The sequence below is a fragment of the Paracoccus limosus genome, assembly GCF_009711185.1.
Taxonomy (GTDB): domain Bacteria; phylum Pseudomonadota; class Alphaproteobacteria; order Rhodobacterales; family Rhodobacteraceae; genus Paracoccus; species Paracoccus limosus.
In genome coordinates, this window is sequence record NZ_WMIF01000003.1 from 129428 (window position 1) to 150458 (window position 21031).

General features: G+C 67.7%; 20 protein-coding genes and 1 tRNA gene. 6 read left to right on the forward strand and 15 right to left on the reverse strand.

Features of this window, described 5'->3' with window-relative positions; translation table 11 throughout:
- Positions 1-67 precede the first annotated feature (67 nt).
- The 3 genes from GL279_RS03545 to GL279_RS03555 all read left to right on the forward strand — a co-directional run bounded on the left by GL279_RS03545 (position 68) and on the right by GL279_RS03555 (position 1416).
- Entirely contained in the window at positions 68-406 is a 339-nt protein-coding gene (locus GL279_RS03545; protein WP_155063227.1) for an HU family DNA-binding protein, read from the forward strand.
- A 56-nt stretch (positions 407-462) separates the two neighbouring features.
- Positions 463-537 (forward strand) — tRNA-Val (locus GL279_RS03550).
- A gap of 276 nt (positions 538-813) precedes the next feature.
- Complete coding sequence (locus GL279_RS03555) at positions 814-1416, forward strand: nitroreductase family protein (RefSeq protein WP_343039696.1); 603 nt, start codon at positions 814-816, stop codon at positions 1414-1416.
- An 81-nt stretch (positions 1417-1497) separates the two neighbouring features.
- Here the strand turns inward: GL279_RS03555 and GL279_RS03560 are convergent, their stop codons facing one another.
- Positions 1498-2721, reverse strand: coding sequence for a GTP-binding protein (locus GL279_RS03560; RefSeq protein WP_155063228.1), 1224 nt, complete (start codon positions 2719-2721; stop codon positions 1498-1500).
- A gap of 200 nt (positions 2722-2921) precedes the next feature.
- Between GL279_RS03560 and GL279_RS03565 the strand changes: the two genes are divergently transcribed.
- Positions 2922-5246, forward strand: coding sequence for a molybdopterin-dependent oxidoreductase (locus GL279_RS03565; protein ID WP_211371245.1), 2325 nt, complete (start codon positions 2922-2924; stop codon positions 5244-5246).
- Positions 5247-5270: 24 nt separating this feature from the next.
- Here GL279_RS03565 and GL279_RS03570 read toward each other — a convergent pair whose 3' ends face one another.
- Positions 5271-6791, reverse strand: a complete 1521-nt coding sequence (locus tag GL279_RS03570) for an MFS transporter (RefSeq protein ID WP_343039697.1) — start codon at positions 6789-6791, stop codon at positions 5271-5273.
- Positions 6792-6875: 84 nt separating this feature from the next.
- On the opposite strand from GL279_RS03570, the gene GL279_RS03575 reads away from it, so the two are divergent.
- Entirely contained in the window at positions 6876-7463 is a 588-nt protein-coding gene (locus GL279_RS03575; protein WP_155063231.1) for a TetR/AcrR family transcriptional regulator, read from the forward strand.
- Positions 7464-7675: 212 nt separating this feature from the next.
- Here GL279_RS03575 and GL279_RS03580 read toward each other — a convergent pair whose 3' ends face one another.
- Together GL279_RS03580 and GL279_RS03585 are read right to left on the reverse strand one after the other, a co-directional pair.
- Positions 7676-9433: an FAD-dependent oxidoreductase gene (locus tag GL279_RS03580; RefSeq protein WP_155063232.1), complete on the reverse strand. Its 1758-nt coding sequence runs from the start codon at positions 9431-9433 to the stop codon at positions 7676-7678.
- A 61-nt stretch (positions 9434-9494) separates the two neighbouring features.
- On the reverse strand, positions 9495-10568 hold the full coding sequence (locus tag GL279_RS03585) for a maleylacetate reductase (protein ID WP_155063233.1): 1074 nt from the start codon (positions 10566-10568) through the stop codon (positions 9495-9497).
- An 88-nt stretch (positions 10569-10656) separates the two neighbouring features.
- Between GL279_RS03585 and GL279_RS03590 the strand changes: the two genes are divergently transcribed.
- Positions 10657-11607 (forward strand): LysR family transcriptional regulator, encoded by a 951-nt coding sequence (locus GL279_RS03590; protein WP_155063234.1) that lies wholly within the window; start codon positions 10657-10659, stop codon positions 11605-11607.
- A gap of 69 nt (positions 11608-11676) precedes the next feature.
- On the opposite strand, the gene GL279_RS03595 is transcribed toward GL279_RS03590, so the two are convergent.
- The 11 genes from GL279_RS03595 to GL279_RS03645 form a co-directional block, all read right to left on the reverse strand.
- The gene (locus GL279_RS03595) at positions 11677-12009 is read right to left on the reverse strand and encodes a hypothetical protein (RefSeq protein WP_155063235.1); all 333 of its coding nucleotides are present in this window, start codon (positions 12007-12009) and stop codon (positions 11677-11679) included.
- Between the two features lie 9 nt (positions 12010-12018).
- Positions 12019-12855: an intradiol ring-cleavage dioxygenase gene (locus GL279_RS03600; RefSeq protein WP_155063236.1), complete on the reverse strand. Its 837-nt coding sequence runs from the start codon at positions 12853-12855 to the stop codon at positions 12019-12021.
- 13 nt (positions 12856-12868) lie between these two features.
- Positions 12869-13894, reverse strand: a complete 1026-nt coding sequence (locus GL279_RS03605; protein ID WP_155063237.1) for a branched-chain amino acid ABC transporter permease — start codon at positions 13892-13894, stop codon at positions 12869-12871.
- A gap of 9 nt (positions 13895-13903) precedes the next feature.
- Complete coding sequence (locus GL279_RS03610) at positions 13904-14767, reverse strand: branched-chain amino acid ABC transporter permease (protein WP_155063238.1); 864 nt, start codon at positions 14765-14767, stop codon at positions 13904-13906.
- Entirely contained in the window at positions 14764-15474 is a 711-nt protein-coding gene (locus GL279_RS03615; RefSeq protein WP_155063239.1) for an ABC transporter ATP-binding protein, read from the reverse strand. The genes GL279_RS03610 and GL279_RS03615 overlap by 4 nt, the downstream gene beginning before the upstream one ends.
- A complete protein-coding gene (locus tag GL279_RS03620; protein WP_155063240.1) occupies positions 15471-16190 on the reverse strand; it encodes an ABC transporter ATP-binding protein in 720 nt (239 codons plus the stop codon). Before GL279_RS03620 ends, GL279_RS03615 begins: the two co-directional genes overlap by 4 nt.
- A 140-nt stretch (positions 16191-16330) precedes the next feature.
- Entirely contained in the window at positions 16331-16894 is a 564-nt protein-coding gene (locus GL279_RS03625; protein ID WP_155063241.1) for a flavin reductase family protein, read from the reverse strand.
- A gap of 52 nt (positions 16895-16946) precedes the next feature.
- Complete coding sequence (locus GL279_RS03630; protein WP_155063242.1) at positions 16947-18167, reverse strand: acyl-CoA dehydrogenase family protein; 1221 nt, start codon at positions 18165-18167, stop codon at positions 16947-16949.
- A gap of 22 nt (positions 18168-18189) precedes the next feature.
- The gene (locus GL279_RS03635) at positions 18190-18978 is read right to left on the reverse strand and encodes an alpha/beta fold hydrolase (protein WP_155063243.1); all 789 of its coding nucleotides are present in this window, start codon (positions 18976-18978) and stop codon (positions 18190-18192) included.
- A 12-nt stretch (positions 18979-18990) separates the two neighbouring features.
- On the reverse strand, positions 18991-20007 hold the full coding sequence (locus tag GL279_RS03640; RefSeq protein ID WP_155063244.1) for a zinc-dependent alcohol dehydrogenase: 1017 nt from the start codon (positions 20005-20007) through the stop codon (positions 18991-18993).
- Positions 20004-21029, reverse strand: coding sequence for a branched-chain amino acid ABC transporter permease (locus GL279_RS03645; RefSeq protein WP_155063245.1), 1026 nt, complete (start codon positions 21027-21029; stop codon positions 20004-20006). The genes GL279_RS03640 and GL279_RS03645 overlap by 4 nt, the downstream gene beginning before the upstream one ends.
- Positions 21030-21031: the final 2 nt, after the last annotated feature.

Genomic DNA, 21031 nt, shown 5'->3' on the forward strand with positions numbered 1-21031 from the left:
ATCGCGCGGGGCATGGTCCCCGCGCGATTTTTTCACGATTGTTTGTGTAACGATGCAGGAGCCCCCGATGGCACGGAATGGCCACGACAAGCCAGGCGCCGAAGGCAATCCACAGTCGCGCCGCCGCACCCGGATCGAAGAGGATCCCGGCACGGCGCGGGTGCTGCAAAAGCGCCAGTTCCTGAACGCGGTCGCCCTGCGCAGCGGCCTGCGCCCCGCTCAAATCAAAGAGGTGGTCGAGGCTACGCTGGCCGAACTGGGCGATGCCATCGCCTCGGGCCAGACGCTGGCCCTGCCGCCGCTGGGCCGCGCCCGCGTCAACCGCCAGAAGGATGTCTCGGGTTCTGAGGTGATCGTCCTGCGGCTGCGCCGCCGCGCCAGCGACACCGAGGAGTCCGAGGGGTAGTTTTTTTGCCCATCCCCCTTGCGGCGCTGTCGCGCTGCGGCTATCTAGCGCGCACCGGGCGATTAGCTCAGCGGTAGAGCGCTTCGTTCACATCGAAGATGTCAGCGGTTCAAATCCGTTATCGCCCACCATCATTCCAATGACTTAGGCAGCGTATTGCGATATGCGCCTAAGTTCATTGAATTTCCCCCACACACATTCTCCCGGCTCCCGGTCCTGACGGATCGCGGGCCTGATCCGATTCGCCCCCCCTGCGGCTGCGCGCGCGGATGTGCGAAACGGCGATCACATGGGACTAACGCTGCGATCTTCGCGGGTGGCGGGGGTTGCGAAGCGCGCCCATCGGGCGCAAGAACGCGCCGGGGGCCTCCCCCTCATCTCCCCGCGAAATTCGGAAAGATAATCCAGTGTCCAATCAAACTCTTGAATTGCTGGCCAAGCGCCGCAGCCAATATGCGCTCGGCAAGAACCTGCCCCTGTCGAACGATGCCGTCGAGGCGCTGATCAAGCAGGCCATCCGCCTGTCGCCCTCGTCCTTCAACTCGCAAAGCTCGCGCGCCGTCATCCTGTTCGGGGCCGACAGCGAAAAGGTCTGGTCGCTGATCGAGGCCGAGCTGCGCAAGATCGTCCCGGCCGAGGCCTTCGCCCCGACCGAAGCCAAGATGCGGGGCTTTGCCGCCGGCGCCGGCACCGTGCTGTTCTACGAGGATCAGGCCGCGATCACCGCACTGCAAGAGAAATTCCCGCTTTATGCCGACGCCTTCCCGGGCTTTGCGAACAATTCGGCCGGCATGGCGCAACTGGCGGTCTGGACCGCGCTGGCCGAGGTCGGCATCGGTGGCAGCCTGCAGCACTACAGCCCGATCGCCGACGCCGCGCTGGCCGAAGCCTTTGGCGTGCCGGCCAGCTGGAAGCTGATCGCGCAGATGCCCTTCGGCTCGAACGAGGCGGTCCCGGGCGAAAAGACCTTCGTCGCCGACGACACCCGCTTCATCACGCTGGGCAAGTAAGACCTGCCCCTGGCCCTGCCGCGACCGGCGGCAGGGCAAACCCTGCGGGCCACGCCCGCGCCGGCCCGCCAATACCCAGCCCTAGCCCGGATCGCGCGCGCCCCAGACCGGAAACGGATCGGACAGCCCGCGCCAGTCTTGCGGCGCGAAGTCCTGCGCCCCGACCAGAGCCGCGTCCAGCTGTGCCGTGATGGCGCCGCGATCCATGTCGATGCCGATAAAGACGATCTCTTGCCGGCGGTCGCCCCATGGTTCGGACCAATTGCGCGCGATCTCGGCCCGCGCTTCGGGATGGGCAGGACGGCGTTCCTCGGGCAGGCTGGCCCACCAGCGCCCCAGCGGGCTGATCGAGGCCGAGGCGCCGGCCAGACTGAACTCGGCTGCCCAATCCGGGCGCGTCGCCAGCCAGAAATGCCCCTTGGCGCGGATCACGCCGGGCAAATCCCCCGCCAGCACCTGCTCGACCCGGACCGGATCAAAGGGCTGGCGTGCGCGATAGACAAAGGACGAGATGCCATATTCCTCGGTCTCGGGAACATGTTCGGCAAAGCCGTAAAGCTCGCGGGCCCATAGCGGATGTTCTTGCGCCTTGTCGAAATCGAAAAGCCCGGTGTTCAGGATCGCGTCCGGCGGCACCTGACCGAAATCGGTCTCGATCAGGCGGGCGGCGGGGTTCAGCGCGTGGATGATCTGCCGCGCCTGCGGCAGACGTTCGGGGCCGGCCAGCGAGGCCTTGTTCAGCACGATGACATCGGCGAATTCCACCTGCTCGGTCAGCAGGGCGACCAGATCGCGGCGGTCGCTGTCGTCCAGCGCCTCGCCACGTTCGGCGATGGATTCCAGACGCTGGAAATCGCGGGCAAGGCTGGTCGCATCGACGACGGTGACCATCGTGTCCAGCCGCGCCACATCCGACAGGCTGTCGCCGGCCGCATCGCGGAAATCAAAGGTCGCGGCCACCGGCAGCGGCTCGGCGATGCCGGTGCCCTCGATCAGCAGATAGTCGAAGCGCCCCTCGGCTGCCAGTTGCCGCACGCCTTGCAGCAGATCGTCGCGCAGCGTGCAGCAGATGCAGCCATTGGTCATCTCGACCAGCTTTTCCTCGGCCCGGTCCAGCCGGGCGCCCTCGCGGATCAAGTCGGCGTCGATGTTCACCTCCGACATGTCATTGACGATGACGGCGACGCGGCGCCCGTCGCGATTGTTCAGGACATGGTTCAAAAGCGTGGTCTTGCCCGCGCCCAGAAAGCCCGAAAGGACGGTCACGGGCAGGCGGCTGTCGCCTGAATGCTGGCTGGCTGGCATGGCGTTCCTTGTATGTTATGTTATTACATCTCCAATACCCCAGCCCCCGGTGCCTTGCAACTGCCGATGTCCTACCGCCCGAAGGGCCGGTTGACGTCGGCGGGCCAAGGCGGGAAACATGCGCGGATGATCGCATCCCGGCCTTGCCCGCCCGTCGCCCGCCGCGCCGCGCCGGGTGGCCCGCGCAAAGGACAGGCCCCGTGAACAGCCCCGCATTTCGCCAGCACAGCAGCCATTGGGGCGCCTTTCAGGCGCGTCCGCAGCCTCGCGGCGGGCTGGAGATCCGGCCCTTTGATCAGGATCCGGCGCCCTCGCCCCTCTTGGGCAATATCCCGGCATCGCTGGACCATCCCGCGCGGCTAGGCCGGCCCCTGGTGCGCAAGGGCTGGTTGCAGGACGGCCCCGGCCCCGATCCCCGGCGCGGCCACGACAGCTATGTCGAGATGGATTGGGACAGCGCGCTGGATCTGGCCGGACGCGAGCTGCGCCGGCTGGGCGCCGGGCCCGAGCAGCCGCTGGCAGGGCCGCTGCCCGGCACACGGGTCTTTGGCGGCTCTTATGGCTGGGCTTCGGCCGGGCGGTTCCACCATGCGCAAAGCCAGCTGCACCGCTTTCTGAACTGCGCCTTTGGCGGCTATGTCTCCAGCGTGGACACCTATTCCACGGCGGCGGGCTCGGTGATCCTGTCGCTGGTCTGGGGCGAGGCGTTCCGGATGACGCGCGATCACCCCTATCTGCAAGAACTGGCCGAGGATACCGAGCTGCTGATCAGCTTTGGCGGGTTGCCGCTGCGCAATACCGCCGTCAGCGGCGGCGGCAACTCCCAGCATTCGGTCGCACAGGCGCTGGATCGGGCGGCGGCGCGCGGCTGCGGTTTCGTCTCGGTCAGCCCGCTGGGCGATGACATGGCGGCGCTGCCCAATGGCGACTGGCTGGCGCCGCGTCCGGGCAGCGACACCGCGCTGATGCTGGGCATGGCATGGCATCTGCAGGACAAGGGGCTGGCCGACCGCGCCTATCTGCAACGCTATACCAGCGGCTATGACCGCTTTCTGGCCTATCTGACCGGCGCCTCGGACGGGGTGGCCAAGACGCCGGACTGGGCGGCGGCGATCTGCGATGTGCCGGCCGCGCGCATCGTGGCGCTGGCCGAACGCGCCTCCCGCGTCCGCACGATGATCAATGTCACCTATTCGCTGCAACGCGCCGAGCATGGCGAACAGCCGGTGTGGATGGCGCTGACGCTGGCGGCGATGCTGGGCCGGGGCCAATTGCCCGGCGCGGGGTTCTGCTATGGGCTGGGCTCGATCGGCAATATCGGCAAGGCGCCGATGGACCTGCCGCTGCCGACGCTGCCGCAGGGCCAGAACCGCGTGCCGGATTTCATCCCGGTCGCCCGTATCTCGGACCTGCTGCTGAACCCCGGCGCGCCTTTCACCTATCGCGGCCAGACGCATCACTATGCCGATATCCGGCTGGTCTATTGGGCCGGCGGCAATCCGTTCCACCATCATCAGGACCTGACGCGGCTGGCAAAGGCCTTTGCCCGCCCCGAGACGGTGATCGTGCATGACAGCGTCGGCACCGCCAGCGCCGCCCATGCCGATATCATCTTTCCCGCCACGATCAGCGCCGAGCGCGAGGATATCGGCGCTTCGGGCAACGACCCCTTCCTGATCGCCATGCAGCCGCTGGCCGCGCCAAGGGGAGAGGCGCGCGACGATTACGCGATCCTGTCGGCACTGGCGCAGCGCATCGGCTGCGAGGCCGCCTTTACCGAGGGGCTGGACGCCGCCGGCTGGTTGCACAGGCTCTATGGCCATGCGCAGGCCACGCTGGCGCGGCGCGGCATCCCCACCCCCGATTACGAGGCATTCCGTCAGGGCATGGTGCTGCCCCTGCCGCTGCGCGAGGCCGAGGGGCTCTTGCGCCGCTTTCACCGCGACCCGCAGGCGCATCCGCTGGCCACGCCCTCGGGGAGGATCGAGATCTGGTCCAATACCGCTGCCGCCGCCGGCCTGCCCGGACATCCGGCATGGCTGCCGGGGCAGGAATGGCTGGGCGCAGCCGGGGCGGCGCAACACCCGTTCCAGCTGATCGCCAACCAGCCGGCGACGCGCCTGCACAGCCAGCTGGATTTCGGCGCGACCAGCATGGCCGCGAAACAGGACGGGCGCGAGGTGGCGCGGCTGAACTCAGACGATGCCGTCCGTCTGGGCATCGCATCCGGCGATGTCATCCGCATCTGGAACGGGCGCGGCGCGCTGCTGGCGGCGGCGGCGCTGTCGCCCGCGATCCGCCCCGGCGTGGTGCAGCTGCCGACCGGGGCCTGGCATGCGCCGGTCGATCTGCCCGGGTTGGGCTGGGTCTGCGTCAACGGCAATCCCAATGCGGTCACCTCGGACCGGCCCGCCTCGGGGCTAAGTCAGGGCTGCACCGGCCAGCTGGCGCTGGTGTCGGTCGAAAAGCTGGCGGGCGAGGCACCGGCCCCGGTGCCGCATCACCACATCCTGCCCCGGCCCTGACGCCGGGCGCAGGCGGGTCGGGGCCTAATGCCCGGTCCCGCCCGCGTCGCGGTAATGGGCCAGCGCCACAAAGACCCCCACCGCCAGCGCACCGATCAGTGCGGCGGCGGTGGCCAGCAGCACCGAATGCGTGGCGCTGAAGGCGGCTCTGGCCGCCGCGATCACCGCCGCGCCCGGACCGTCCGGCAGTTGCTGCGCCACCAGATAGCTGTCACCGATCGAGCGTGCGGCCTGCGCCGCCAGATCCGGCGCCAGACCCTGCGGCGCGGTAAAATGCCGGCCAAAGACCCCCGACATGAACACACCGAACAGGGTGATGCCCAGTCCGGTGCCCAGCTCATAGCCGGTCGCCTCCAGCGACCCGGCCGCGCCGCCCTTGCTGGCCTCGACCGAGCCCATGATCGCGATCGAAGAGGCGGTCAGCCCGATGCTGAGCGCCAGCCCCAGCACCGCCAGCAGCGCCGCGACCAGCAGCCCCGCCTCGTGGAAATCGCGCCGCGCCAGCCCGGCCAGCGCCATGGCCGCCGCCGCCAGCGACAGGCTGGCCACCAGCCGCAGGCCGAACCGCCCCGACAGCCAGCCGGCAACCGGCCCGCCCAAGGCGGCAGCGGCCATGATCGGCACCATGAAGATCCCGGCCTGCAGGGGCGACTTGCCCAGCACATATTGCAGCTCTTGCGCCAGCGTCAGCTCGACCCCGGCCAGCGCGCCGGTGACCACCACCGCCATGATCATGCCCGCGACGATGGCCGGGTGCGAAAACAGCGTCAGGTCCAGCATCGGCTCGGCCCCGGCAAGCTGCTTGCGGGCAAACAGCGCCAGCAATGCCAGCCCCAGAACGAGAACCAGCGCCACCACCGCCAGCGGTTGCCGGGCGCCGAATCCCGCCTTGATCGCATAGACGATCGCGATCATGCCAAGGATCAGCAGCAGCGCCTGACCAAAGGCCCAGCCGCCCGGCGTGACCGCCTCGCGCCGGGGTAAAAGCAGCCAGCAGGCCGGGATCACCACCAGCATCACCGGCAGGTTGATGAGAAACACCGAGCCCCACCAGAACCGCTCAAGCAGCGCGCCGCCGATCAGTGGGCCGATGGCCGCCCCCGTCGCGCCGACCGTGCCCCACAGGCCCAAAGCCATACCGCGTTCGCGGTCGTCCTCGAAGGTGCGGCGGATGATCCCCAGCACGCAGGGCAGGATCATCGAGCCGCCCAGCGCCAGCAGCATCCGCGCCGCGATCAGCAGGGACGCGTTCGGCGCAAAGGCCGCCAACGTCGAGGCGATGCCAAAGATCGACAGCCCCGCCAGCAGGATCCAGCGGTTGCCGACCCGGTCGGCCAGCGTGCCCATTGGCACCAGCAGCCCCGCCATCAGCAGCGGATAGATGTCGATGATCCACAGCACCTCGTTGCTCGTGGCGGCCAGCGCCTGCGTCAGCCGGGGCACCGCCACATGCAGGATGGTCATGTCCAGCACCACCGGCGTAAAGGCCAGCATGACCGCCACCAGCACCAGCCAGCGTTTCGGATCGGGTTGTCGCGTCGGCACGGTCCACCTGAGAATCTGTTGTGTCTGCCGATATAAATACATACGTATGGATTTCAACGATCCATTGGGCAGACAGGGGCGCGGATGGGCAGGAAACCGACGATCAGCCGCGACCGGCTCTTGGATGTGGCCGAGGACATCGTGCGTCAGGGCGGCGCTGCGGCGCTGACCATCGGCGCGCTGGCGCAGGCGGCGGGGATCTCCAAGGGCGGGGTGCAATATTCCTTTGCCTCGCGCGAGGCGCTGGTGCAGGCGCTGATCGCGCGCTGGACCACCCAGTTCGACGCCGTGCTGGAACCGCAGGACGCCGCCGATCCGGTCGGCTTTGCCCGGCGCTACATCGCCGCAACCCGCGCCTCGCAACCGGCGCTGAACGCCAAGATGGCGGGGCTGATGATCGGCTATCTTGAGGATCCGGCCAACCTGCACGAGATCCGCGAATGGTATCGCGGCATCTTTGCCCGGCTGTCGGGCAACTCGGGCGCGGCGCAGGCGGCACGGGTGGCCTTTCTGGCCGTCGAGGGCCTGTTCCTGATGCGAATCAATGGCATCGACGAAAGCGGAGCATGGGGCGGCTTTCTGGACGATGTCGAGGCCGTGCTGGACCGGCTGGCAGAACCGGCCCCCGCCGTCGGTCCGGTAGCACCGGACGACCGCGCCGAGGCCGGATAGACCCCGCCCCGGTGATGCCGACGCGCGTAAGCCAACACCGCATCGTAAGGGCCGGGCGACATGGCCCGCCCCTCCTGACAAACTGCGGCCCCCGAGGGGGGAGGAACCCCGGGGGCCGGTTGCCGGCTGGCGGGGGCCACCCGCCGCCCGGGTCACTCGCAAGGCAGCGCAGGGCCTTGGGCGATCAGGGCGACCAGCCCGTCAGACGGCGCTCACCGCGCAAGGACCGCCTTCAGCACCCGCGCCAGTTCGACCTGCGGAGCGGCGCTCTTGGTGGTGGCACGCCAGGCAATATGGTGGTCGGGACGCACCAACAGGCAGCCATCGTCGCGGATTTCGGAAAGTCGGGCCCATTCGCCGCTGTGATCGACATAGGTCTGGCGCGGACCGATGACATGGGTGGCGATCTCGATGCCCAGCTCGGCCGCCAGCGCCTCGGCCGCCTGCGCCCAATCCTCGCCGCCAAGTCCGGTCAGCAAGGTAAAGCGCCCGTGCCCGCACAGATCAAGGGTCGAGACCTCGGCCCCGTTGTCATGGCGGTAAAGCCATGCATGCGGCAGGCGCGCACCGGGCCAGGTGGTGGGCTGGTAATGCAGATCGGCGTCCAGCTCGAATGCGGGCTCGATCTGGCCATCCGTCACCACCGCATCCGAGCGGTAACGCTGGTTCATCTCGACCCCATGGGCATCGAATTCGTATTTCTTGAAGGCGATGGCCTTGCGGATCGCATCGCGCTGCGCCTCGGCCTCGGGGGTGCCCTGGGTGCGGGCCTGCAGGTTCGTCTGCATCTGCTCGGGGCTCACGCCCTCGGTCATGCCCAATGCGGCAAAGATCGGGCCGGTCTCGGCAATCGACTGGTTGGCGCGGGTGACGATCTGCTTGGCGACCGGGGCGCGCTCGGCGTCATAGCTGTCCAGCAGCCGCTCGCCCGCCTGCCCCTTCAGCACCATGGCCAGTTTCCACGCAAGGTTGAACGCATCCTGGATCGAGGTGTTCGAGCCCAGCCCGTTCGACGGCGGATGGCGGTGGATCGCATCGCCCATGCAGAACACCCGGCCCTGCGCCGTCTTGGTGGCGTAGAAATTATTCACGGTCCAGGTGTTGGCCGAGATCAGCTCGATTTCCAGATCGGGGTCGCCGACCAGCTGGCGGGCAACGCTGGTGGCGAATTCGGGCGTGACGTCGGGCGCGGGCTGGTTGATGTCATAGCCCCAGACGATCAGCCATTCGTTCCACGGCCGCACCATGCGCACCAGACCCATGCCGATGCCGCCGACATCGGCGCCGGGCTGCATCACCCAGTAAAGCACCGAAGGCCGGTGCGCGACATAGCGCGACAGATCGGCGCGGAAATAGATGTTCATCGAGCCGCCGACGCCCATCTTGCCCTCGAAGGGCAGGCCGGCATGTTCGGCGACCAGCGACTTGCCGCCATCGGCGCCGATCAGGTATTTCGAGCGGATGGTGATTTCCTTGCCCGACAGCCGGTCGCGGCAGGTGGTGGTCACGCCCTCGGCGTCCTGCACATGGCTGAGGTATTCGGTGCTCATCCGCGCCTGCGTGCCGCGCTGGCAGGCGGTCTTGAACAGCAGCGGCTCCATGAAGGTCTGCGGCAGGTCGTTCATCAGCGTGGGCGAGGACATCAGATGCTCGGCCTTGGACAGCGGATGGTTGCCCCAGGCCTTCATCCGGCCGATTTCCTCGCCGGCAAGGCTTTCGCAGAACACGTTCTCGCCCATCAGGTCCTGATGCGCGGCGAACATATAGGCCTCGTCCTCGACCTCGCGACCCAGATCGCGCAGCACCTCCATGGTGCGCTGGTTGGTGATATGGGCGCGCGGGGTATTGGCCAGCCAGCGATAGCGGTTCACCGCCATATTGGCGATGCCATAGCTGGACAGCAGCGCCGCCGTGGCCGAACCGGCGGGGCCGGTGCCGATGATCAGCACGTCGGTGGTGATGTCAGTCATGCAGGTTCCTCCCAGAATGGTGCTCGGCGCGGACCTCCCCGTCCGCGCCGAGGAGACAAGGTCAGGCGGCAGGCGCCTCTCCGGCCCATGCGGCCTGCAACAGGCTGCGGATGCCGTCGCGCGTGACCGGGCGCGGGTTCCAATAGGGGTTGGCCGAGGCCAGATCGGCGGCACGGTCCAGATCGCTTTCTTTCAGGCCCAGATCGCGCAGCGCCAGCGGCGCGCCGGCATCGCGGGCGAAATGCCACAGGCCCAGCCCCGGATCGCCGCCGCCGAACAATTCGCTGACCGGAGCCAGCAGATCGGGCACCGCCGCCGCGTTATAGGCGATGGCATGAGGCAGGATCACGGCATGGGTTTCGGCATGGGGCAGATCGAAACTGCCGCCCAGCGTGTGGCAAAGCTTGTGGTGCAGCGCCATGCCGACCTGCCCCAGAACCGTGCCGCACAGCCACGCGCCATAAAGCGTCTGGCCGCGCGCCGACACGTCGCCGGGTTCGGCCATCACGCCGGGCAAGCTGTCACGAAAGGCGCGCAGCCCCTCGACCGCCATCAGCGACGACAGCGGCGAGCGGTCGCGCGCATAAAGCCCCTCGGCCGCATGGGCCATGGCGTTAAGGGCCGAAGTCACGGTCATACCCACCGGCAGGCTGGCGACCAGCTCGGCATCGTAAAGGATCACCTCGGGCTGGACGGCCGGGCTGGTCAGCGTGGTCTTTACGCCATTCTCGGTCTGGCCCAGAATCCCCGTCGCCTCCGAGCCGGCATAGGTCGTCGGCACCACGATCTGCGGCAGGTCGGTGCGCAGCGCGATGGCCTTGCCCAGCCCGGTGGTCGAGCCGCCGCCGACCGCGACCAGCACATCCGCGCCCAGCTCGCGCGCCCGCGCCGTCGCCTGCTCCGAAATATCGACCGGCGTGTGCATCGCCGCGCCGGTAAAGCGGCCCACGGCCAGATCGCCGCAGATCGCTGCGAATTCATCGGCCATCGCGGCCTGCTGCGGCGTGGTCAGGATCAGCGCGCGACGGGCGCCAAGCGCCTCGATCTCTTCGGCGACCGCCTTGCGGATGCCGGCGCCGAAACGCACGCGGACCGCGGCACTGCGCGCCGTGAACTCATCGCGGTAAAAAGACATGGTCTTCCCCTCCTTGCCTGGAACTGACTTTATCGCCATCCAACAGAAATATTGATCGGAAGCGCGCGCTGTAATATAGCCTTTCGGTATGAAACTCGACAGCGAGCACCTTGAGATTCTGGCAGCCATCGTCGAACACGGCGGGCTGACCGAGGGCGCCGAGGCCATGGGCAAGTCGCAGCCCTCGGTCTCGCGCTCGATGGCCTTGCTTGAGGCGCGCATCGGCCTGCCGCTGTTCGAGCCGGGCCGCCGCCCGCTGCGCCCGACCGAGCTGGGCGCCAGTCTTGCGCGGCTGGGCAGCCGCATCCGCCACGCCAGCCAAGAGGCCAGCCTGCTGGTGCAACGCTATCGTCAGGGGCTGGCGGGGCGGTTGCGGGTCGGCGGCTCGCCGATCTTCATGGATGGCGTCGTCGCCTCGATGATCGCCGAATTCCAGTCGCGCCATGCCGATGTGCAGATCGACCAGTCCTATGGCTATCTCGACCAGCTGGAAGCCGGGCTGCGCAACGGCGGGCTGGATGCGGCGATCCTGCCGCTGCATCCCGGACAGGTGCCCGAGGATCTGGAATTCACCCCGCTGCTGGCCGGCAATAATGTCATCGCCTGCCGCGCCGGCCATCCGCTGACCCGAACCAAGGGCATCACGCTGAATCATATCGCGCCCTATGCGTGGATCGCGCCGCCGACCAACAGCCCGCTTTACCGCGACCTGCAGCGGGCACTGAAATCCATCGGTCAGGATGATTTCCGGGTGAATTTCTCGGGCGGGACGCTGGCCTCGATCCAGTCGGTGCTGGCGGGATCGGATGCGCTGACGGTGCTGCCCTATTCGGTGGTGTTCCTGTCGCGGCGCACCATCCCGCTGGCGGCCCTGCCGCTGAAGATCGACCATGCCGCGCGCCAGCTGGGCATCCTGCGCGTGCTGGACCGGCAATTGCCGCCGGCAGTGCGGCAGCTGACCGGCTTTCTGCTGGGCGAATGCCAGCGGCTTCAGGCCAGAATGGACCATGAACAGCAGATCACCCGGCGACGCGGCTGAAGCCGTGGCCGGTCCCGGTTGCGCCTGCCCCCGCGTGCCCGATTGCGACACCCCCTGCCACGGCGCCGGTCATTTCAGCGCCACATAGGTCGCCGAATCCAGCTGCGCGATCCTGACCGCCACGCTGAGACCGCTGCACGCGGCCAGCATGTCGCGCATGGTTTCCCCGACCCCCTCCAGCCGTTCGCGCGTGCGCGAGGGGCGCGGCATGATATGCAGCTCGGCATTGATCCCCGGCTGGTCGGGCAGCGCCAGCACCGGCACCACCGCCAGCTGGCAGGCGTCGGGCGTGACTTCCAGCTGCTCGCACAAGACCTGCCGCAGGTCCGGCAACAGGGCCGAAAGCCCGGCCCGCGCCTCGTCATAGCGGCTGTCGTCGACATAAAGCTTCAGGTTGGGCATCGGGGCACCTCAGACCGGGACCAGAACGAAATCATAGGGCGAGCGCCACAGCGTCTCGCCGCCCTCGACCTGCTCATAGGGCGCGATCAGCGTGTCCTTGACGCCAAAGACCGCATCCGAGGTCAGATATTCGTCGCCGCCGACGAAGGTATGCGTCACCAGCCGCTGATAGCCCGGCGCGGTCACCAGATAATGCATATGCGCCGGCCGATAGGGGTGGCGGCCCAGCTGCGCCAGCATCTGCCCCACCGGGCCGTCATCGGGGATCGGATAGGCCACCGGCTTGATGCCGCGGAAACTGTAGCGCCCGTCCGGCCCGGTGATGAAGCGGCCGCGGTTGTTCCACTTGGGCTGAATGCCGGGCTGCTGCACGTCGTAATAGCCCTCGGCATTGTCGGACCAGACATCGACCGTCACGCCTTCGATGGGATTTCCGTCCAGATCCAGCACCCGCCCCTCGAAGAGGCAGCTTTCGCCCTTGCCGTCCAGCGTGATGTTGTCGCCCATCTGCCGGATCGGCGCGTCCATGACGTGAAAGGGGCCAAAGACGGTGTTCTCGGTCGCGCCCTCGGGGCGGCGGTTGTTGATCGCATCGACCAGCATCGAGACGCCCAGCACATCCGACAGCAGGATGAATTCCTGACGCTCGGCCGAACAGATCTGGCCGGTGCGGGTCAGAAAGCCGATGGCATAGTCCCATTCCTCCTGCGTCAGGCCGACATCCTTGATGAAATCATGCAGATGCCGGACCAGACTTGCCATGACCGTAGCCAGACGCGGATCGGTGTCCGGCCCGATGCGGCCATTCACGGTGGCGGTGGAATTGGCTTCGCTGAAATAGCTCATGGACGGGTCCTCCTCAGGAACGGGTTGGTGCGGGGGCGGCGGGCGCGGCATGTGACAGCGGCAGCGGGTCAAGCCCCGTGCGCTGGACAAAGCCGCCCCACAGCCCCCGGCGGGCAAACAGCATGATCGCAATGCCGATCAGGCCCAGCACGATCAGATAGACGGTGCCGTAATCGGCCAGCAGGCGTTCAAGCCCGTAAAAGACCAAGACGCCGATGACCGGACCGGGCAAGGTGCCGATGCCGCCGATCACCACGATGAAAATCACGAAGGCGGTCCAGTCCAGCAGCGAAAAGGCCGCGCCGGGCGAGATGCGGCCGATCTGGATGAACAAAAGCCCGCCGCAGATGCCGGTGCCAAAGGCGGTCAGCAGAAAGACCAGCGCCTTGAGCCGCAGCGGATCCACCCCCACCGCCCGCGCCGCCAGCGCATTGTCGCGCACCGCCTGCAGCCCCAGCCCCATGCGCGAGCGCAGAAAGGCCCAGCTGGCCAGCAGCAGCACGACCACCAGCGCCAGCGCCAGCCAATAGGTCAGCGCATCGACCGCTGCGGCCTTCGAGCCGCCGATCAGCCCGCGCACCGTGGCCACGCCCAGCATCTCTTGCGCGGCACCCTTGGGCAGCGAGGTGCCGGTGCCGCCGCCCAGCGCCTTCCATTGGCTGAAGGCCAGCCTGGCAATATCGGCCACGACCCATGTGCCGATGGCGAAATAGGCCCCGTTCAGGCGAAAGGTGAAAAAGGCCACCGGCACCGCCAGCGCCATGGCGACCAGTCCACCGACCAGCAGCCCCGCCAGCGGGTCCATGCCCCACAGGATGACGCTGGCAAACATCGCATAGGCGCCGATGCCGACAAAGGCCTGCTGCCCGACCGAGACCAGCCCGGCAAAGCCCGCCAACATGTTCCAGTTCAGCGCCAGCACCAAGAGGCACAGCACCATGAACAGGTCCTGCACCAGCGCGCGCGATCCGATCACCGGCACCAGCGCCATGCCCAGCACCAAAAGCGGCAGTATCAGCGGAGTGAATGTTTTTCCCATGATCTCGCCTCAGTCATTGGCGCGCGGGAACAGCCCACGCGGACGCACAAGCAGCACGGCGACAAAGGCCAGATGCCCGACCAGCACCTGCCATTCGGGGTTCAGCGCCGCGCCAAAGGCCTGGGCCACGCCGATCACCAGCCCGCCGGCCAGCGTCCCCCACAGGCTGCCAAGACCGCCGATGATCACCGCCTCGAAGGCATAAAGCAGCCGCGCCGGCCCGATCGAGGGATCGAAATTCGCCCGCGCGCCCAGATAAAGCGCGGCGATGGTCGCCACCACCAGCGCGATACCGGTCGCCATGGCAAAGATGCTGCGCGGGCGGATGCCCATCAGCTGCGCCGTCACCGGATCGTCCGAGGTCGCCCGGAACGCCCGGCCCAGCGCCGTGCGGTAAAAGATCTGGTTCAGCACCACGATCACCAGCACCGCCGAAACCAGCGTCAGCAGCGGCATCACCCCGACCGTCACCGGACCCAGCGGCAGCGATTGCGCATCGATCGGGCCGACGGGCAGCTTGCGGCTGTCGGCGGAAAAGCCGATCAGCAGTGCGTTCTGCACCACCACCGACAGGCCAAAGGTGACCAGCAGCGGCGGCAGGATATCCTCGCCCAGCACCCGGTTCAGCAAGGCGCCCTGCAAGAGCCAGCCCAGCGCGAACATCACCGGCAGCGCCAGCAGCGCCGCGACAAAGGGATTGAGCCCGGTCACCGTGCCGATGCCAAGGATCAGATAGGCGCCCAGAACGATCAGGTCGCCATGCGCAAGGTTCACCAGCCGCATGATGCCAAAGACCAGCGACAGCCCGGCCGCGAACAGCGCGTAAAGCCCGCCCAGCATCAGGCCCTGGACCAGCGTATCAAGCCAGATCATGCGTGGACTCCGAAATAGGCATTGTGGATGGCGTCGCGCGACAGCGTGTCTGGCCGCCCCGACAGGGTGATGCGCCCCTCCATCATGCAATGGACGTGATCGGCGATCTTCAGCGCCTGCCCGATGTCCTGTTCGACCACAGTGATGGCGGTGCCGCTGTCGCGGATGGTCGGAAAGGCGGCGTAGATCTCGCGGATCACGACCGGGGCAAGGCCCAGAGACAGCTCGTCGCACAGCAGCACATCGGGGTTCGACATCAGCGCCCGGCCGATGGCGACCATCTGCTGCTGGCCGCCCGACAGCGCGGTGGCGGGCTGCTGGCGGCGCTCGCGCAGGATCGGGAACAGATCGTAAAGCCGCGCCAAGGTCCAGAAGCCGCTGCCCCGCCGGGCATGGGCGCCGATCAGCAGGTTTTCCTCGACCGTCAGGCTGGGAAACAGCCGCCGCCCCTCGGGCACCATCGAGACGCCGGCGCGCAGGATGTCGGGCGCGGCCAGCCGGTCCAGCCGCCGCCCGGCCAGCGCCACCGACCCGCCCGAGACGCGGGCGATGCCGGTGATGGCGCGCATCAGCGTGGTCTTGCCGGCGCCGTTCGCGCCGATGATCGCCATGACCTCGCCGCGCTCCAGCGCCAGATCGACGCCGAACAGCGCCTGAAAATCGCCGTAATGCGCGGTCAGTCCGCGGATTTCCAGAAGCGCGCTCATGCCTCGATCCCCAGATAGATCTCGCGCACCTCGGGGGCGGCCATCACCGCATCCGGGGCACCGATCATCAGCATCCGGCCAAAGTTCAGCACCATCAGCCGGCTGACCACCGAGGTCAGCGCATGCAGGACATGTTCGATCCAGATGATCGCCGTGCCCTGGGCGTGAATGTCGCAGATGGTGGCGACCAGCTCGACGCATTCGCCCTCGGTCAGCCCGCCGGCGATCTCGTCCAGCAGGATCACCCGCGGCCGCGTCGCCATGGCCCGGGCCAGCTCCAGCCGCTTGCGGTTCAAAAGCGGCAAGCCTCCGGCCTTGCGGTCGGCCAGCGCGGCAAGGCCGGTGCGGCGCAGGATGTCGGCGCAATGCGCCGGGGCCTCGGCCGCCGTCAGCCGGCCGCCAAAGCGCGCCGCCACCAGCAGGTTTTCATAGACCGACAGATGGTCAAAGGGCTGCGGGATCTGGAACGAACGCCCGATGCCGCTGGCGCAACGCTGCATCGGCGTTTCGCCGGTGACATCGCGCCCGTCCAGCAGGATCGCGCCCTGATCAGGCCGCAGATTTCCGGTGATCAGGTTGAACAGCGTGGATTTTCCCGCCCCGTTCGGACCGATGATGCCCAGCGCCTCGCCCGGAGCCAGATCGAAGCTGACCTCCTGGGTCACCTTCAACGCACCAAAGCTTTTCGAGACGTTCTGAAGCGACAGAATCGCCATGGCTCCCCCCATGCTGGCCCGCCCTCCCCGGCAGACCGATGCCCCGCCTTCAGCCTAAAGGCCGGGCCGCCAGAAAGTGATCGGATGATCGGGCAGGAATATCGCTTCGGGTTATGAAGCGGCCGGCCCGCGCCAGATCATCAACGAAAGACATCACGGCTGTCCTCGCCCATCAGCGTCAGGCTGACATGGCCATCGGCCGCCTCGCGCAGCCGGTGCCAGCGCCGGTCCAGATAGATCAGCGATTCCAACTCGGGCGCCTCGGCGCCCTGCCCGGCCTCGCCCTCCAGCAATTCGGCCACGACCACGGTCGCGCCCTCGACCGGCAGTGCGCCTTGAATGCGGGCACGAAACCATGTCGCAACGCCGCTGTAGCGCGGCTCGCCGGTGGGCAGGCGCTGCCATGCGATGCCGGGACCGAACCGGTCGGCCCCCGGCGTCGCGCCCAGCTGCGCGAGCGCCAGATCGGAATAGCGCAAGAGATGGATCACCGCCGAGCCCGCCTCCAGCACCGCTGCCGTCGAACCCGAGCGCGAGGACAGCGAAAACGCCACCGTCGGCGGCGCGGCACTGACCGAGATCAGCGAGGATACCGTCATCGCCACCGGCTGGCCGCCCGGATCGGCGGTGATCACCGCCACGCCGGCGGGGTGGCAGCGAAAGGCCTCGCGAAAGGCCAGCGACAGGGATTGGTCGGTCATCATGCGCGGTCTCCGGCTGCGCGCGGGCCGGGGCGGTCCCGGCCCGCGCGGGGGGTCATTTCTTGTCGATCAGGTCGTAGAACTGCCAGGTGCGGTCGGACCATTGCCCGCCCAGCTCGCGCCCGGCCGAGGTCACGATCGAAGGCGCGATGGTGAAATGGTTCGCTGCCACCATCATGTCGCGGAAGGTGCGCTGGATCACGCCCGCGCGCAGCCCCGCCCCGCCCGAGGCGCGATAGGCAAAGTTGCAGACATCGACGCCGACCTCGTGGATCTGCGCCTTGGCCAGATGCACAAGGCTGATCTGGCGCGTGGTCATCATCTGGCCGGCCTCGCACATGGCCTCGATTTCGCCCCAGGTCTCCATGACCAGGGCGCGGGCGGCGCGGTAATTCGCCTCGGCACGGCCATAGTCATACCAGAACTTCTCGCTTTCGCCCAAAAGCCCGGCGCGGCCGGATTTCGAGCGGGCAAAGGCCGCGATCTCGTCAAGCATCCGCCGCCCGGCGCCCATGGCCCAGCCGGTATGCCCGATCGAGGCCAGACCGACGATGCCAAGGCTGAACAGCTCTTTCAGGCGCTGCGGCGGCGCGGTCAGGATCGGGAACACCATATCCTCGGCGACAAAGACATTCTCGGCCGAATAGTCGATCGAGCCGGTGCCCTTCAGCCCCAGCACGTCCCAGTTGCCCAGCTGCTTGTGTTCGGGGATCGGCGCATGGGCGCACATGATGATCGGATTGCCCGCCGCGTCCTTGGCCGGCTTGCCGCTGCCATCATCGACGAAACAGGCCGAATGCGACCAGGTGGCATGCGAAAAGCCCGAGCCATAGCTCCATTTGCCGGTCAGGGTATAACCGCCTTCGGTCCTTTTCAGCATGCCCAGCGGCGCGCCCTGCCCCGAGAAACGGTTCTCGGTGCCCGGCGCGAACAGGCGCCCGACGGCACTGTCGGGCAGGAAGGCCGCCGACATGGCGCCGATGCAGCAATGCACCATCGACACCCAGCCAGCCGAACCCGAGTGGTAGGTAACAGCCTCCAGCAGTTGCAGCACCTCGGTCGGGCGCATCTGCGCGCCGCCCAGTTCCTCGGTGGCCATCAGATGCGAAAAGCGCAGCGGCTTCAGCAGGGCAAAGGTTTCGGGCGTCAGCTCGCCCGCCGCCTCGTCGGACGGGGCATTGGCTTCAAGCTGCGGGCCGATCTCGGCGATCCGGGCCAGCAGATCGCGGTAATCGACGCTCTTGCCCCAATAGCGGTGGTTCATGGGCTTGTTCATCTTGCTCCTCCTCGGGATGGCTTCAGGCGGCGAGAAAATCGCCGATGTCTTTCAAGGTCTCAGGCCGTTCCTGTGGCACCAGATGGCCGGTATCGGGCACGGACAGGAATTGCGCATTGCCCAGATTTTCCAGCCAGATCGGCGCCTGGCTGGCGGGCAGCAGCCGGTCCTGTTCGCCCCAGACCAGCAGCGTCGGATTGGTGATGCGCGCCATGAAGCGGCGCAGGTTCGGATGGCCCATGCCAAAGGGCGCGCAAAGCCGACCGACCAGATCGCCCTCGCGCATGCGGTCGGCGCCAAAGGCTTCGGCAAAGGCCGGGTCGCTGCCATCGGGGAAATAGCGCGCCGCCACCGCCGGATCATGCGTCAGATAGCCGGGAAAGTCCTGCGGCGCGATCGCGGACAGGGGCGTGGCCGGATGCGCCGGATCGTTCAGCCCGGCGGGCGCGATCAGCACGACCTTGCCAAAACGCTCGCGCGCCAGCGCCGCCAGTTCGGTCGCCATCCAGCCGCCCATGGAAAAGCCGATCAGATGCGGCTTTTCCGCCAGCTCCAGCGCATCGAGCAGGTTCAGGTAATGCAGCAGCATGTCCGTCATGCCCGCGACATGCGGCGCCGGGCCGGACAGGCCCATGCCGGGATGGCTGGGCAGGATCACGCGAAAACGGTCGGCCAGGGCCTCGGCAAAGTCGAAGCCCTCAAGCGTGGCCGCGCCATGCAGGAACAGGACCGGCGCGCCCTGCCCGATGGATTGCACCACCGTCCGCACGCCACCGATATCGTATTCCCGCGTTTCGAAAGTCACGGACATCTTGTTTCCTCCTCAGGTCAGCTCGGGCTGGATCAGCACCTTGCATTGCGTGGTGCGGCGGCGCAGGCCTTCGAATACTTGCGGCACCGGCGACAGGCCGATGCGGTCGGTGATGATCGCCTGCGGTGCAAAGGGCCCGGCGGCCAGCGCGTCCAGCGCCACGCCGAATTCGTTGCGCTGGTGAAAGAACACCGAAAAGATCAGGTCGATTTCCTTGGAGAGCGCGACGAACGGATCCCATTCGTCGCCGCCGATGCACAAACCGACGCCGATCACCTTGCCCTGCAGCCGCACCGCCTCGGCGGCGGCCTGCAAAAGCCCGCGCCGGCCCACGCATTCAAAGACGATATCGGGTGGCCCGTCGCAGAGATCGGCAAGGTTTTCGGCCAGCCGCTCGCCCGACAGCGCGAAATCCGTCGCCCCCAGCGCCAGCGCGCGGTCGCGCTGATGATCGTGCAGATCGGCCATGACCACCCGCGCCGCGCCCAGCCGCCGCGCCCAGAAGGCCACCAACAGCCCGATGGGACCGGCGCCCAGCACCGCCACCCGGTCGCCGGGGCGCATGCCGGCGCGCAGGACCGCATGCAGCGCCACCGCCAGCGGCTCGGCCAGCGCGCCATCGGCCAAGGCCACGCCCGGCGGCATCACCCGGCACTGGCGCGCGGCGACGGTGACATATTCGGCATAGCCGCCGCCGATCAGCGCCATCTGCGGACAGCGGGCCGGATCGCCCGCAAGACAGCGGTCGCAGCTGCCGCAGCCGCGCATCGGCACCACCGCGACCGCATCGCCAAAGGCAAACTCCTTGACGTCGGCGCCGGTCGAGACCACCTCGCCGGCGATCTCATGGCCCAGCACAAAGCCCGGACCGATGCCAAAGGGCGCCGGATCCTCGGTGATATGCAGGTCGCTGCCGCAGATGCCGCAGCCGGCGACGCGCAGCACCACCTCGTCGCGGGCCGGGGTCGGATCGGGGCGGGTGTCGAGGCGCAGCGGCTGGCCCACCGCATCGAAGATGACGGCCTTCATGGTGTCTTGTCTCCTGTCAGGATCAGGTGGCGGCGGATCGGGAACCATGGCGCGTCCCAGCGCGCCGAGATCATGCCCCAGATGCCGCCCCGCGCATAAAGCGCCACCAGCACCGTCATCACGCCCAGCACCACGAAATAGCTGGCGCCATATTCGCCGAACCAGCGGTCGGCCACGAAATAGATCAGCGTGCCGATCAGCACCCCCTCGATCGAGGCGATGCCGCCGACCATGACGATAAAGATCGCCACATTCGACCACATCGGATCGAAGGCCGCCTGCGGGTTGATGCGCAGCTGCGCCATGAAATAGACCGCGCCGACCAGACCGCAGCCCACCGCCGCCGCGACATAGATCATGAAGCGCAGCCGGCGCACGTTGACGCCCTGACTGGCCGCCGCCACCGGATTGTCGCGCATCGCGATCAGCGCCAGCCCATAGCGCGACCGCAGGAACCAGTAGCTGCCGCCGATGCTGACCAGCACCATCAGCGCACACAGCAGCGACATGGCGACGTTGCGCTGAAACCCGGTGTAATCCTTCATCACCGACAGCGACATGCCCGCCCCGGCATTGACCCATGACAGGTTCGAGGCGACCAGCCGGAACACCTCGGCCACGACCCAGGTGCCGATGGCGAAATAGGGCCCGTCCAGCCGGTGCAGCAGCAGATAGCAGGGCACCGCCAGCACCGCCGGCACCAGCAGCGACAGAAAGATCGCCAGAAACGGGTTCACGCCAAAGGTCTGCGCCAGCACGAACAGCGCATAGCCCGCCGCCCCCATGAAGGCCTGCTGCCCGACCGAGACGAGGCCGGCATAGCCTGCCAGCATGTTCCACATCTGTGCCACCGCCAGATAGCAGCACAGTTCCAGCACCATCCGGATGGTGCCGGTCTTGGCCCAGAACGGCATCGCCGCCAGTGCCACCACCGCCAGCGCCAGCGCCAGCAGCGCCATCCGGCCCGAGGCCGTCTGCCGCCGCACCTCGACCGCGGGAAGATCAGGGGAAATCGCGACCATGT